We start from the raw sequence: 14,790 nt of genomic DNA, 5'->3' as shown, positions 1-14,790 counted from the left end.
CCGCAGCCGCGGCCGGCCTTCGGTCTCCGCAAGCTCCTCGTAGCTCGGCCCCTCGCCGGTACGGGCCGGATTGAGCCGCGCCACCGGGGCGCGGCTAATCGCCGACGGGCCCCGGGCGCGACGCGGCGGCGGACGGCGCGGGGGGCGACCGGGGTGGCGCGGCGGCCGCCGCTGGGTCCGGCCGGGGTGGCACAGGCGCTGCCACCGAGCACGGCGGGCCCAGTGCTGAGGAGTCGATCCGGCGGTCGCGGCGGGGGGAGCGGCCCGGGGTGCGGGACTTGTTGCGCGCCGCTGCCGAGGATGTGAGCCCCCTCAGCGGTACGGGCGCGGGGGAGCACGACCCGGGGCTGCTGCTCGCGCTCGCGCGCGTCGGCGGGACGCCATGCGTCGTCCTCGGGCACGACCGGGCCGCGCGCCACGGGGACGCGGCGCCCGACGGGCCCGGCGGGGGACAGCCGCTCGGCCCCGCCGGACTGCGCACCGCGCGCCGTGGCATGCGCATCGTCGCCGAGCTCGGGCTTCCACTGCTCACGGTCGTCGACACCGCGGGCGCGGCGCTGAGCCGGGAGGCCGAGGAGGGCGGTCTTGCCGGGGAGATCGCCCGCTGTCTGGCCGATATGGTGACCCTCCCCGCGCCCACCCTCTGCCTACTGCTCGGCCAGGGCGCGGGCGGCGCCGCGCTCGCGCTGCTCCCCGCCGACCGGGTCCTCGCGGCGCGCCACGCCTGGCTGTCCCCGCTGCCGCCCGAGGGTGCCTCCGCGATCCTCTACCGGACCACCGAGCGGGCGTATGAGATAGCCGACCGGCAGGGCGTACGCTCCGCCGACCTGCTCGCTCACGGCATCGTCGACCGAATCGTAGAAGAGGGGTCAGAGGACGCGGGGGCGGAGGACGCGGGGGCGGAGGCGGCCGCGTACGACTCCTTCCTCGCCCGCCTCGGCGACACCCTCGGCGCCGAACTCGCCGCGCTCCGCGCCCAGGACCAGGACGAGCGGCTGGCCGCCCGCCGGGCGCGGCACCGGCGCATCGGGCTGCCGCGCTGACCGCGGAGCTGACGGCGCATCGGGCTCAAAAAGGAGCAGACGGGTGAGACGAATTGGCGGTCTTAGGCATGCCTAACCTAATCTCGGGTCGTGAACGAGAATGATCTAGACGGGGCATTCGGCCTGCCCTCAGAGACCGCGACGCGCCTCTGTCTCCTCGCCCTCAACCCCACCGACTCCGTCACCGAGGGCTTCCTCCCCGCCGCGGCCCGGCTCGGCCTCGCCGTCACCCTCCTCACCGACCAGCCCGACGCGCACCGGCGCGCGTACGAGCGCCACGCGTCGGCCGGGGGCGTGCTGCCCGAGCTCGACATCGAGCACTGTGACGTCCGGGACTTCCGCGAGGTCATCGGCCGAATCTCCGCTGATATGTCGGAGGCCGGCGACCAGGCCGGCGACCAGGCCGGCGACCAGGCCGGCTCCGTCGCGATCTTCACCAACAGCGACCACCTCCAGGTCCAAGCCGCCCTCGCCGCCGACTACTTCGGCCTGCCCGGCAAGGACTGGCGCGCCGCCCTGCGCACCAAGAACAAGGCCGAGCTGCGCCGCAGCCTCGCCGCCACCGGCGTCGACACCCTCTGGTGCGCCGAACTCGCCCCCGACCAGGACCCCTCCGACCACCCCCGCCTCGCCGGCCCGGGCGTGCCCTACCCCTGCGTGCTCAAGCCGCGCGAGGGCGTGGCCAGCGAGGATGTGGTGCTCGTCGCCGACGCGGACGAACTGGCCGAACGTGTCCGCGAGATACGTACGCGGCGGCCCGAGGCGTATCTGGTGGTCGAGGAGTTCCTTGAGGGCCCGCTGCAGACGCTGGAGACCATCGGGGACGGCCGTACGCTGCACACCCTCGCGGCCTTCCGTACCGACATCTCCGCGCCCCCGTACTTCATCGAGGAACGCCTCGAACTGCTCCCCGCCCCGCCAGAGCCGCACACCGGCCAGGTGCTGGACCAGCTGCGGGCGCTGGGCGTGGGGTTCGGCGCCTGCCACACCGAGTACGTGGTCCAGGGCGACCGCGCCCGCCTCATCGAGGTCAACTACCGTGCCATAGGCGACCAGTGCGACCTCGTACTCGCCGAACTCCTCGCCATCCCCCTCTTCGAGCACATCCTCCGCACCCACCTCGGCGCCCCCCTCCCCGCTGATCTTGGTGCCCGCACGGACGGCAGGGTCCGCATGGAGTACGTCATGGCCGACCGCCCCGGCCGCCTGGCCACCGCCCCCGCGGCGAGCGTCCGTGCCCGCGACGGCGTACGGCTCGACTACCGCCCGCTGCGCGAGATCGGCGAGGAACACCCGCTCTACGGCACCAACCGCGACTTCCTCGGCGTACTCCGCGCCATGGGGACCGACCAGCGGCGGATCGACGAGGCGGTGGCCGGGTTCCTGGCGGCCAATGAGTGGGTGATCGCGCCATGATCCGCGCGGATGAGGAAGCGGCGGACACCACGGGCGCGGCGGACACCACGGACGCCGCTGACGTCTTCGAGGCGGATCTGCTGGCGCGTGTCCTCGACACGCTGCTGAGGGAAGACGCGTACGGGCTGCGCAGCCGCGCCGAGACGGTACGGCATGCGGACGGCGAATGGCTGCGGGTCGTCCTCACGGACGGCGGGGGAGTGCTGCTGCCGGTCGAACCGGACGGCTTCCAGTGCGAGATCCGGGTCCGGCGGCCGGCACGGTTGTTGGTGGAGACAGAGCCGGGCGGAGTGGTCGCGCCCGCCCCCCACGGCGACGGTCCGTTGTCGGCTGCCGGTCCTGAGGCCCGAGTGGTCGTTCTCACCACCCTCGACGCGGTCCTCGCCCGTCTCCGCCACGCCGCCGGCACCGACGACCGGGGCCTCTACGACGCCTTCGTCGTCGAGTGCCGCCGCACGCTGGACGCCATGCGGTTGCACGGCGACATCCGCCCCCGCGTCGTCGAGCGGCTTGTCGCCTCCTACGGTGGCGAGCCCGCCGAGCGGTGGGCAGGCGTGCGTGGGTCGCTGGCGTACGACACGTTGGCCGCCTTCCGTGACCACCCCGTCTACCCCACCGGCCGCGCCCGTCTCGCGCTGAGCGACACCGAACAACGCGCTCACGCACCCGAGTTCCACCCGTCCTTCCGGCTGCGCTGGGCCGCCCTCCCGCGCGAGGCGGTGGCCGGTGATACGGCGCGGCTGCCCGACTGGTGGCCCACGCCCGGGGCGCTGGGCCTGCCGGGCGGCCTGGACGACAGCCATCTCGCCTTCCCGGTTCATCCGCTGAGCGCACCCCGCGCGCTGGCCATCGGTCTGCGCGTCACCCACCTCACGGACCAAACCCACCTCGCCGACGACGCGTGGCTCGACGTACGGCCCACGCTCTCCATGCGTACCGTCGCCGTCAACGACGACCCGCTCACCCACCTCAAACTGCCGCTCGCCACCGCCACCCTGGGCGCGCGCAACCGCCGCACCATCAAGCCAGGAACACTCGCCGACGGCCACGCGGGGCAGCGGCTCACGGAGGCGGTGCTCGCGCGTGAGCCGCGGGTGGCGGGGGGCGTGCTGCTCGCCGACGAGGGTACGTATCTGCACGCCGGGCACGAGTTTCTGGCCACGCTGGTACGGCGCTACCCACCCGGCCTCGACGGCTGCCAGGTCGTGCCGCTGGCGGCGCTGCTCAGCCCCGCGCCCGGGACCGCGCCCGGGACCGGGCTCATCCTCGACACCCTCGCCGACCACTACTGCGGCGGCGACCTGTTCGCGCTGCTCGACGCCTACCTCACCCTGCTGTTCGACGTGCACACCACGCTCTTCGCGTACGGCGTCGCGCTGGAGTCACACCAACAGAACACGTCCCTCGTCCTCGACACCGAACACGGCCGCCCCCGTGTACGGCTGCTGCTCAAGGACCACGACGGCCCGCGTGTCCACCCCGCCCGGCTGGCGGACGCCCTCGGCGCCGACGAGGCCGCGCGCCTCCTGGGGGGATTCGACGACTACCGGATCCTGACCGACGGCGACGGGCCGGTCGCCGATGTGTTCGCCACCATCACCGTGCATCTGTGCGCCGGCGCCCTCGCCTTCGAGCTCGCCCGGCTCGGCCGGGCCCCGCTGGACACGCTGCTGCGGCTGATACGCGACCGGCTCGCAGAAGCCATTGACCGGCTCGGCTGGCTGGGGGAGCAGGGCCCCGGCGCGCCCGGCGCCGTGCTGCGCGCCCTCGTCCTGGACGCGGAGCGGCTGCCGGTCAAGGCCATGGTCACCGCGGGCAGCCTGTTCACCAAGCAGCGCTCCGGGGCCGCCGACATCAACAAGCACTACGTCACCGGGCCCAACTACCTCCTCCCGGGCCTCCCAGGCATCCCCGCCCGCGGCCGATGAGCGCCGCGTCCTTCTCCGCCACCTCCACCCCCGCCGGAGTCGCCTCATGACCACATCCATCCGCACAGACGCCCGCGCCGATCACGTCGTCGCCCACACCCTCCTCAACTGCCTGCTCCGCGAGGTGTCCGGGCCGGAACACCAGACCGTTGTGGCCGATGGCCACCTACGGCTGCGGCTGCCCCGCTGCGGTGTGCTGCTGCGCGTCGCGCTGCGCCGCACCTCCCTCATCGGCGCACACCGGTTCACCGGCCCGGTCACCGAGGAGCGGGACGGGGCGTGGGCCGAGGTGTCCTGGCGTACGCTCGCCGAGTACATCCACCGGGAGCTGCGGCTGCGCACCGGGGTGCGCAACGACGAGTTCCTGGAGCAGGTGGCCTCCAGCCACGCGGGCGTCACGGTGGCCCTGGAGAGCCGGGAGCGTACGGACGCGGCGCCGCACCACCACACCGACGGCGACCCGCACCTCACCTACCTCGCCTCCGAGCAGTCGCTGCTGTTCGGCCACCGCTTCCACCCCACCCCCAAGGCCCGCTCCGGCAGCGCCGACTCCTGGGCCCGCTTCGCCCCCGAGACCGGCGCCCGCTTCCCCCTCCACCACCTCGCCGTACGCCGAGAACACGTACGCGAGGAGGCGGTGTCCACCGCGGCCCTCGCGCCCCTCGACCGGCAGCGCCCCGTGCCCGACGGCTACCGTCTGCTGCCCGTGCACCCCTGGCAGTACGCCCTGCTGCGCGACCATCCCGCGCTGCGGGCGGCGGTCGCCCGCGGCGATGTCCTGGACCTCGGCCCCGGCGGGCCGGACTTCGCGCCCACCGCGTCCGTCCGTACGCTCTACGACGGACGGGACTTCCTGAAGTTCAGCCTGAACGTCCGGATCACCAACTGCCTGCGCAAGAACGCCGAGTACGAGCTGTCCGGGGCGGTCGCCCTGACCCGGCTGCTGGAGCCGGTCGCCGCCGACCTGGCCGCCCGCTTCCCGGGCGCCGCGCTGCTGCGCGAGCCCGCGTACCGGACGCTGGACCTGGGCGGTGAGCTGGAGTTGATCGAGGGCTTCGGGGTGATCGTGCGCGAAGGGCTCGCCGCCCGGCTGCGCCCCGGACTCACCGGGCTGCTCGCGGCGGCCGTCGCCGACGAGTACCCCGCCCCCGGCGGGGCGCGGGTCGCCCAGCTCCTCGGCGACACCGGGCCCGGACACGCGCTCGCCTGGTGGGAGGCGTATCTGGCGCTGCTCGTACCGCCCGTCCTGGCCGCCTACTTCGACCACGGCGTGGTCCTCGAACCCCACCTCCAGAACGTCGTCGTCGGCGTCGACCTCTCCGGCCTGCCGCGCCAGGTGCTCTTCCGCGACCTCGAAGGCACCAAGCTGCTGCCGGAACACCACGCGGCGACCCTCGCCACGCTGCCGCCCGCCCTGGCCGGCCCCATGACGTACGACCGCGAGCGCGGCTGGGACCGCGTCGTGTACTGCCTGCTGGTCAACCACCTCGCCGAAATGCTGGCCGCCCTCGCCGACCGCCACCCGCATCTGGAGCCCGAGTTGTGGTCGGCGGTCCGCCGGGTCCTGGACGAGCGCGGCGCGGCACACGACGACCCGCCCGCCCTCCGCGCCCTGACCGCGGGTGTCCCGCTGCCGGCCAAGGCCAACCTCCTCACCCGCTGGGCCCGTAAGGCCGACCGCCACGCGGGTTATGTCCGCATCGCCAGCCCGCTCGCCTCCGACCTGCTGTCCGAGGCGGCGTGTGTCGTAGCCCCCGGGAGCGTCCAATGACCACTGAGCCCGCCACCACACCCCTCACCGGCTCCGTGGCCGCCCTCGCCGACACCCTGATCGGCGACGACCTCCCCACGTACGTCTACGACCTCACCGCCCTCGCCGAACACGCCCAGGCCGTACGGGCCGCCCTGCCGCCCGCCGTCGAGCTGTACTACGCGGCGAAGGCCAACCCGGCCCCCGAGATCCTGCGGGCCCTCGCCCCCCACGTCACCGGCTACGAGGTGTCCTCCGGCGGCGAGTCGGCCCACGTCCGCGAGGCCGTCCCCGCCCACCCGCTGGCCTTCGGCGGGCCGGGCAAGACCGAGACGGAGCTGCGCCGCGCGCTGAAGCTGGGCGTGGAGCGCTTCCACGTCGAGAGCGAGCACGAGCTGCGCCAACTGGCCGCCCTCGCCCGCGAGGAGGGCCGCACGGTCGACATCCTCTGCCGCGTCAACCTCCCCGTCGCCGACGACGCCCTGGGCGCCGCCGCTCTCGCCATGGGCGGCCGCCCCAGCCCCTTCGGCCTCGACCCCGACCACATCGCGGAGCGCTGTCTCCCCCTGCTGACGCCGGGCGGCCCCCTTCGCCTGCGCGGTATCCACGCCCACCTCGCCAGCGGCCTCGACGCCGCCGCCCTCCTCGCGGTCGCCACCCGAATCACCGACTGGACGCGCGACCTCTCCGCCCGCCACCGCCTGCGGCTCACCGAGGTGAACGTGGGCGGTGGCATGAGCGTCGACTACGGTCGCCCCGACCGCCGCTTCGACTGGGCCGCGTACGGCAGGGGCCTGGCCGAAATCGCCGAGCGGAACCCGGAACTCACCCTGCGGATCGAGCCGGGCCGGGCGCTGACCGTCTACTGCGGCTGGTACGTCACCGAAGTCCTCGACCTCAAGCACAGCGGTGGCGAACCCTTCGCCGTCCTGCGCGGCGGCACCCACCACATGCGCACCCCCGCCGCCAAAGGCCACGACCACCCCTTCGCCGTGCTCCCCGCCGACACCTGGACCCGCCCGTGGCCACGCCCCGGCGTACGGGACGAGCCGGTGACCCTGGTCGGCCAGCTGTGCACACCGAAGGATGTCCTGGCGCGGCGGGCGCGGGCCGGGGAGCTGCGGGTCGGGGACCGGGTGGTGTTCGCGCTGGCGGGCGCGTACGCGTGGAACATCTCGCACCACGACTTCCTGATGCATCCACGGCCCGGCTTTCATTACGTGGGCGGAGACTCCACCGGGTCGTAGAACCACAGTTGTGGAGCCACAAGGGGGGATCGGATGGGACCCCTGTCGTGGCCGCCTGGGTCAAGATGCCGTTCGAGTCGCTGGACTCGTGATCATGGCCCGCAGCGCGCGGGTGTGTTCTTCGATGATGCGCATACGGGCCTCCCACTCCGGGCCTTGCGAGTGGAACGGATGTTGGGTGATCTGATCGGCGTGCTTGCGGTAGAGAAGGCCGACCTCGTCGTGGAACCACCCGTCGGCCAAGGTGTCGAGCCCGAGGAGCAGGCCGGTGTCGCCCGACGCCGGCAGCGCCATCCACCCACCGAGGACCAGCATGAGATCGCGGCGGGCGCAGAGCGTCGCGGGGTGGACCTGGGCCCGCTTGTTGAGCTGCCAGTACTGCCACACACTTCCCGCCGGGAGCACGCCCTTTTCCGGGTCTCCCGCGAAACCCACGGTCGACCCGTCCGGGAGGAGGTCCAGCGCCCGCGACGTGGTCCACCCCACCTCGGGATAACGAGTGAGTACGTCGATATCCCGGGCGAGGGCGCCCGGCGTCAGGCGGTCATCCGCGTCCAGAACCTTGATGAACTCGCTTTCCCCGGAGGCGCAACTGCGGGCGAACGCCATCGTCCGTGCGACCTGAGGGCCACCGCGACGCGAAAAGTCGATGGATATTCGGGGGTCGTCGCCAGGGAGGTGTGCGGCGGCGCCGACGCCTTCGCCGTCTTCTTGCACCAACCACTCCCAATCCCAGCCCTCGGGAAGCTCTTGCTGAGCGAGCGATGCGTAGGCTTCCGGCAAAAGGGACACGGCGGGTCCGTGCACAGGAGTGACGAGGGAAACGAGACGGCGGCTCACTGCAACTCCTCAAGGCTGGCCACGTGAAACGCCCAGGTTAGGCGCGGCCGACTCGCGGAGCGAGCCAGGCCGCGAACCGTTCCCCCAGCTCGGCCCGGGCCGCTTCGACGATGGCGCCCGGAGCGTCCACCGCGGCCAGCCCGAAGTGCCGGTCCAGCCAGCCGAGGTATTCCTCGCGGCCCGGGCTCGCCTCGCCGCCTCCGTCACGGAAGGCGATACGGCCACCGTCGTTCCACGGCTCCCCGTCAAGCGATCCGAGGAATTGGAGGAATTCCCGCATATCACGGGCGATGAGATGGACTTCGCCCTCGTCGGAGAGCATCGCGACGGGGAGGGTGGCCAGGTCGGCCCGGTCGTCGACGCGCCACAGGACGTACAGCGCGTCATCGCTGTTCGCCAGCGCGAACGGGACCAGAGCGTCGGCGAGTTCCGCGTTCTCCGGGGCTTCGCCGTGCCCGTACTCCCCGTAGTCCACCGCCAGCCCGAAACCGGCCGCGTAGTCCTTGCCGAGCTCCTCCTCGAACTCCCAGAGGAGATTCAGCTCATGGCACGGCGAGTACACGGCCTCCGGGATCAGCGGATATATCCAGGTCGTGAATGCCTTGCCCAGCTCCGCGAGGGCCGCTTCGACGCTGTCGTACGCGTCGTCCAGCGGGGCCAGGCCGAAGTGCCGGTCCAGCCAGGCGAGGTATTCGTCCCGGCAGGGAGTCGGCTCGCTGTCGCGGAAGCAGAGACCCTCGCCCCAGCCGCAGCATGGCTCCTCTTCAAGGGATGCGAGGAATTGGAGGAATTCCCGTATATCGCGGGCGACGAGGTGGATTCCGCCTTCGTCGCCGAGTATGGCGACGGGGAGGGTGGCCAGATCGGTCCGGTCGTCGATGCGCCACAGCGCATACAGCGAACCGCTGCCGTTGGCCTCGGCGAAGAGGATCAAACGGTCTTCGAGCTCTGGGTCTTTCAGGAAGGTGTTGTCGCGTCCGAATGTGGAGTCCAGCGAGAGCCCGGCGGCGTACAAGTCGTCGACGCTGCCTTCGAACTCCGCGAGCAGGTTCAGCTCGGGGATGGGCGAGTACGTGTCCGTCATGAATCCGAGACCCTACCCGTGCGGGCCGACAGCGAGGTGCCGCCGCTGCGCAAGTGGCTCGCTCCGGCGACGGTGCTCGCCGTCGGGGGCGCGGCCGTGCTGTCGTCGGCTTCTCGATCGGCAGCGCCCTTGGCGATCCCGCCGCGCGTTCAAGTCTTTTGGGGTGATCCTCGGGGGAAACCCTTTGCTTGCTTCACCTCTTGACGTCTTTGGTTCAGACCTTTAGGTTCACCCATCGCCGCCGGCCATCCGCCGACTGCCCCCCACGGCGACAGGAGGACCTGTGCTCCGAATCTTGCGTCAGGTCAGAGAGGGCAGCGGCAGTCGCAGCCGCCGCCACAGATACGCCCGCGCCACACGCGCCTCGATGGCGGCCACCCTGGTCGCGTTCTCGGCCGCATCGCTGCTGACCGCCACCCCTTCCCGGGCAGCCGCAACCGCAGACGCAGACGCAACCGCGGCCGCCGCCCTGCCCACCGAGTGGGCCACCGTCGTGAACAGCGGCAGTGGCAAATGCCTGGACGCCCGGTCCGCCGCGACCGTGAACGGCACCGCCGTGCAGCAGTACGGCTGCAACAACTCCACCGCCCAGCAGTGGAGTTTCACGGCGACGAGCGACGGCTACGTCCGGATCAACAACCGTAACGACGCCAACCAGGTCGTCGACGTGACCGACGTGTCCACCGCCGACAGCTCGCCCCTCCAGCTGTGGACCTACGGAGGTGGCGACAACCAGCAGTGGCAGGCCGTGGACGAGGGCGGCGGCGCGTACCACTTCGTCAACCGGCACAGCGGCAAATGCCTGGACGTCCCCTCCGCCTCGACCGCGGACAGCGTGCAACTGGTCCAGTACACCTGCAACGGCACCGCGGCCCAGCGGTTCCAGGTGGCGCCCGTGTCCGCCCCGCCCGGCGGCGATGTGGACCTCGGCCCGAACGTCGTCGTCTTCGATCCGTCCATGCCGTCGGCCACCATCCAGAGCCGACTGAACTCCATCTTCCAGCAGCAGGAGACCAACCAGTTCGGCTCCCAGCGCTACGCGGTGATGTTCAAGCCGGGCACGTACAGCAACGACGTCAACGTCGGCTTCTACACCCAGGTCCTGGGGCTCGGCCAGTCACCCGACGCGGTGACGATCAACGGCGCGGTCCACGCCGAGGCCGACTGGTTCCAGGGCAACGCCACCCAGAACTTCTGGCGCGGCGCCGAGAACCTGTCGGTCACCCCCAACGGCGGTACGGACCGGTGGGCGGTCTCCCAGGCCGCCCCGTACCGGCGGATGCATCTGCGCGGCAACCTCGCGCTGGACGACGGCGGCTGGTCCAGCGGCGGCTATCTGGCCGACAGCAAGATCGACGGGCAGGTGCGGTCCGGCAGCCAGCAGCAGTGGCTGACCCGTAACGCGCAACTCGGCAGTTGGACCGGGTCCAACTGGAACATGGTCTTCGTCGGCAGCCAGGGCGTACCGGGCAACAGCTTCCCCAACCCCCCGTACACCACGGTGGACCGCACCCCGGTGTCCCGCGAGAAGCCGTTCCTGTACGTGGACGGCTCCGGCGCATACAAAGTGTTCGTCCCGTCCACGAGGACCGATTCCACGGCCACCAGCTGGGCCGCGGGCAACGCCACCGGCGCCTCCCTCCCGCTGGACGACTTCTACGTCGTGAAGCCCGGCGCGACCGCGGCACAGATCAACACGGCCCTGGCCGCGGGGAAGAACCTGCTGGTCACCCCCGGCGTCTACCACCTCAACGAGACGCTGAAGGTGACCCGCGCCGACACCGTCGTCCTGGGGCTCGGCCTCGCCACCTTCGTCCCGGACAACGGCATCACCGCCATGACCGTCGCGGACGTCGACGGAGTCAAGATCGCGGGCCTGCTCTTCGACGCGGGAACGACCAACTCGCGCACCGTGATGGAGGTCGGCCCCACCGGCGCCGCCGCCTCCCACGCCGCCAACCCGACCTCCCTCCACGACGTGTACTTCCGCGTCGGCGGCAGCGGCGTCGGCAAGGCCACCACCAGCCTCGTGGTCAACAGCGACAACGTCATCGGGGACCACATGTGGATCTGGCGCGCCGACCACGGCAGCGGCGTCGGCTGGGCCAGCAACACCGCGGACACCGGGCTCGTCGTGAACGGCGACGACGTCACCATGTACGGCCTGTTCGTCGAGCACTACCAGAAACACCAGACGATCTGGAACGGCAACGGCGGCCGCACGTACTTCTACCAGAACGAGATGCCCTACGACCCGCCCAACCAGGCCGCCTGGATGAACGGCTCCACCCAGGGCTACGCCGCCTACAAGGTGGCCGACTCCGTCACCAGCCACCAGGTCTACGGCTTCGGCAGCTACTGCTACTTCAACGTCAACCCGGGCGTCACCGCCGAGCACGCCATCGAGGCGCCGAACAACGCCAACGTCCGCTTCAAGGACATGGTCACCGTCTCGCTGGGCGGCACCGGCACCATCCGCCACGTCGTCAACGACCGCGGCGGCCCGTCCAACTCCGCCACCACCGTGGCCAACCTCGTCGCCTATCCGTAACGACACCGGCAACGGAAAGGAGTTCCCGTGTCCGACATCCGACGCACCACACCGTCCCGCGCGGTGTCCGCGGCCCTGCGGCTGCTGGCCCTGCTGGCCATACTGCTCGGCCTGACGGCAGCCCCCGCCGCCCACGCGACGACGCACACCACGAAGGCCCCGAGGGCGCCGTTCAAGGTGCTGGCCCTCTACAGCGGCACCTGGGACGCCGCGCACATCAACTTCGTCCACGAGGCCAACGACTGGTTCCCCAAGCAGGCGGCCCAGAACGGCTTCACCTACACCGCCAGCAACAACTGGAACCTGCTCGCGGACGGCGGGGTCAACGGCTACCAGGTCGTCCTCTTCCTCGACGATCTGCCGCAGTCCGCCGCCCAGCGCACCGGCTTCGAGAAGTACATGCGCGGCGGCGGCGCCTGGATGGGCTTCCATGTATCGGCCTTCACCACCGAAGCCCAGAACTGGTCCTGGTACCACAACCAGTTCCTCGGCAGCGGCAACTTCAAGTCCAACACCTGGGGCCCGACTACGGCCAAACTGAAGGTCGAGGACCGCACCCACCCCGCCACCAAGAACCTGCCCGCCCTGTTCACCTCGGCGGTCAGCGAGTGGTACAGCTGGTCGAACGACCTGCGGCAGAACCCGAACATCAAGATCCTGGCCTCCGTCGACCCGAGCAGCTTCCCCCTCGGCACCGACCCCAATCAGAGCTGGTACAGCGGCTATTACCCGATCCTGTGGACGAACACCACGTACAAGATGCTGTACGCGAACTTCGGCCACAACGCGATGGACTACGCGCACAACACACCTCTGTCGTCCACCTTCGCGAGCGAGACCCAGAACCGCTTCCTGCTCGACGGCCTGAAGTGGCTGGGCGGCGCGGCCACCACCGCTCAGCCGTCCTCCGCGCGGCCCTGATACGCCAGTGCCTCGGGCGCCGCGGGAGGGCGCCCGGGGCACTGGGCTGACCATCGAAGCGCGCTTCAGCTTCCGTACTGCTTGGTGTCCGGGTGCTCGATGAGCAGGATGTGGGCGGTCTCCTCGGCAACGGGGCGGTGCCGTACCCCCCTGGGCACCACGAACAGCTCACCGGCCCGCAACACCACCGGCTCCCGCCCCTCCAGCTGAATCTGCACGCTGCCGTCCCAGCACAGGAACAGCTCGTCCTCGTCGTGGTGGTGCCAGGGAAACTCGCCTTCCAGCCGGGCCACGCGAACGACGGTGGTGTCGTTCACCATGGCCAGATTGCGCTGCTGAAAGGGCCCGGGGAGGGTGGTGATGGCCTCGGCCACCGATACCGCGGCAAGGTCACGCAGGTTCTCACGTCGTGTGGTCATGCCATGATCCTCGCCGCCGCCATGCCCGGTTCACAGAGCCAATGCGCCACAATTGGTTCGCACAGAGGACCAATGTCCTCGGGTGTTCCAAGGCGAAAGAACGTGCTCATGCCCATGGACCCGGCCGACCTGGCCGACCGCCTGGGCCGGTGGTCGGCCGGCCGCGGTCCGCTGTACCTCCTGCTCGCCGCGCGGCTGCGGCGCCTTGTCGACGAGGGCGAGCTGCGCCCCGGCACCCGGCTGCCACCCGACCGGGCCCTCGCCTCCGCGCTCGCGGTGGGGCGCGGGACCGTGGTCGCCGCGTACGAGCAGCTGCGTACGGAGGGCCGGATCGTCCGGCGCCAGGGAAGCGGCACCCGCGTGGCCGGACCCTCCCGCCCCGGACCTCAGGAGACCACCGGGGCGCCGGTCTTCCTCCACCTGCTGGAGCCCCGGGCCGACGATGTGATCCTGCTGGCGTGCGCCGCACCCGCCGAGCCTCCGCCGATCCTGCTGGCCGCGTACGAGCGGGCCCTGTCCCAGCTGGCCACGGTCACGGGCGACATCGGGTACCACCCGTCGGGCCACCCGCACCTGCGCCGCGCCGTCGCCGACCACTACACCCGCCGCGGGGTACCGACCGACCCCGAGCAGGTCCTGGTCACCAACGGCGGCCAGCAGGCCCTCTCCCTGCTCGCCCGCGCCTTCGTCGAGCCCGGCGGTACGGTGCTGGTCGAGGCACCCACCTACCCCGGCGCGCTGGAGGCGTTCCACGAACGGGCCGCGGCACTGCGGACGCTCCCCACCGGCCTCGACGGCTTCGAAGCGGCGGTCCGCGCCCCTTCCCGCCGCCCGGAGCTCGCCTACCTCGTGGCCACCCACCACAACCCCACCGGATCCGTACTGCCACCCCTGGCCCGCCGGAGGCTCGCGGTGGCGGCGGCCACCGCCGATGTACCGCTCATCGACGACGAAGTCCTCGCCCACTTGGGCTTTCCAGGCCGGCGGACACCCCCTCCGCTCGCCGCGTACAGCGACACGGTCATCACGGTGGGCTCCCTCGGTAAAAGCGTCTGGGGCGGGCTGCGCGTCGGCTGGATACGGGCCACCAGGCCCGTCATCGACCGCCTCGCCCGGCTCCGGGCCGTCCACGACCTTGGCGGAAACCTCCCCGCCCAGCTCGCCGCGGCCGAACTGCTGCCCCGCCTGGAAACCCTGTGCCAGGACATGGCGGCAGACCGCCAGGCCCGCCATGACCACCTGCGCGCGGAACTGGCACAACAACTGCCACAGTGGCAGGCCCCACCGGTCACCGGCGGCCAGACCCTATGGGTGCGCCTCCCGCACGGCGACGGCGACTCCTTCGCCCAGACGGCCCTCCGCCACGGTGTCGCCGTAATTCCCGGCAGCGGACTGGACGCCTCCGGGGGCAGCAAGGACTTCATCCGCATCCACTCCTTCGCCGCCCCCGACACCCTGACCGAGGCGGTACGTCGCCTGGCGACGGCCTGGCAGGCGTACGGCGGTGGCCACGACCGAGGCGACCCGGCACCGGCGCCGCGGTCGATGGCCGTATGACGTCGGCACACCTCCTGTCTTCGCATGCCGGCCC

General features: G+C 71.6%; 10 protein-coding genes and 1 pseudogene. 8 read left to right on the top strand and 3 right to left on the bottom strand.

The features are described 5' to 3' along the window. Window positions 1-236 precede the first annotated feature (236 nt). The 5 genes from ACWDSL_RS07595 (at window position 237) to ACWDSL_RS07575 (ending at window position 7,384) form a co-directional block, all read left to right on the top strand. A complete protein-coding gene (locus tag ACWDSL_RS07595; protein WP_450482714.1) occupies window positions 237-1,043 on the top strand; it encodes a carboxyl transferase domain-containing protein in 807 nt (268 codons plus the stop codon). A 90-nt stretch (window positions 1,044-1,133) separates the two neighbouring features. Then, the gene (locus tag ACWDSL_RS07590) at window positions 1,134-2,459 is read left to right on the top strand and encodes an ATP-grasp domain-containing protein (protein WP_450482702.1); all 1,326 of its coding nucleotides are present in this window, start codon (window positions 1,134-1,136) and stop codon (window positions 2,457-2,459) included. Then, window positions 2,456-4,387: an IucA/IucC family protein gene (locus ACWDSL_RS07585; RefSeq protein ID WP_450482700.1), complete on the top strand. Its 1,932-nt coding sequence runs from the start codon at window positions 2,456-2,458 to the stop codon at window positions 4,385-4,387. Before ACWDSL_RS07590 ends, ACWDSL_RS07585 begins: the two co-directional genes overlap by 4 nt. A 46-nt stretch (window positions 4,388-4,433) precedes the next feature. Further along, entirely contained in the window at window positions 4,434-6,158 is a 1,725-nt protein-coding gene (locus ACWDSL_RS07580; RefSeq protein ID WP_450482698.1) for an IucA/IucC family protein, read from the top strand. Next, window positions 6,155-7,384: a type III PLP-dependent enzyme gene (locus tag ACWDSL_RS07575; protein ID WP_450482696.1), complete on the top strand. Its 1,230-nt coding sequence runs from the start codon at window positions 6,155-6,157 to the stop codon at window positions 7,382-7,384. Before ACWDSL_RS07580 ends, ACWDSL_RS07575 begins: the two co-directional genes overlap by 4 nt. A 60-nt stretch (window positions 7,385-7,444) precedes the next feature. On the opposite strand, the gene ACWDSL_RS07570 is transcribed toward ACWDSL_RS07575, so the two are convergent. Together ACWDSL_RS07570 and ACWDSL_RS07565 are read right to left on the bottom strand one after the other, a co-directional pair. Further along, window positions 7,445-8,224, bottom strand: coding sequence for a glycosyltransferase family 2 protein (locus ACWDSL_RS07570; protein WP_450482694.1), 780 nt, complete (start codon window positions 8,222-8,224; stop codon window positions 7,445-7,447). Between the two features lie 37 nt (window positions 8,225-8,261). After that, complete coding sequence (locus tag ACWDSL_RS07565) at window positions 8,262-9,308, bottom strand: hypothetical protein (RefSeq protein WP_450482692.1); 1,047 nt, start codon at window positions 9,306-9,308, stop codon at window positions 8,262-8,264. Window positions 9,309-9,675: 367 nt separating this feature from the next. On the opposite strand from ACWDSL_RS07565, the gene ACWDSL_RS07560 reads away from it, so the two are divergent. Beyond that, on the top strand, window positions 9,676-11,859 hold the full coding sequence (locus ACWDSL_RS07560; RefSeq protein ID WP_450482712.1) for an RICIN domain-containing protein: 2,184 nt from the start codon (window positions 9,676-9,678) through the stop codon (window positions 11,857-11,859). Between the two features lie 63 nt (window positions 11,860-11,922). Then, window positions 11,923-12,765: pseudogene (locus ACWDSL_RS07555) on the top strand (ThuA domain-containing protein); the annotation flags it as partial. Between the two features lie 80 nt (window positions 12,766-12,845). Here ACWDSL_RS07555 and ACWDSL_RS07550 read toward each other — a convergent pair. Next, window positions 12,846-13,199 carry a cupin domain-containing protein gene (locus ACWDSL_RS07550; protein ID WP_450482690.1) on the bottom strand — a complete coding sequence of 118 codons (354 nt, stop codon included), beginning with the start codon at window positions 13,197-13,199 and terminating at the stop codon, window positions 12,846-12,848. A 108-nt stretch (window positions 13,200-13,307) separates the two neighbouring features. Between ACWDSL_RS07550 and ACWDSL_RS07545 the strand changes: the two genes are divergently transcribed. Further along, window positions 13,308-14,756 (top strand): aminotransferase-like domain-containing protein, encoded by a 1,449-nt coding sequence (locus tag ACWDSL_RS07545; protein ID WP_450482688.1) that lies wholly within the window; start codon window positions 13,308-13,310, stop codon window positions 14,754-14,756. Window positions 14,757-14,790: the final 34 nt, after the last annotated feature.

The organism is Streptomyces sp. NPDC000941, from assembly GCF_053599555.1.
This window is presented reverse-complemented; position numbering and strand designations above follow the sequence as displayed.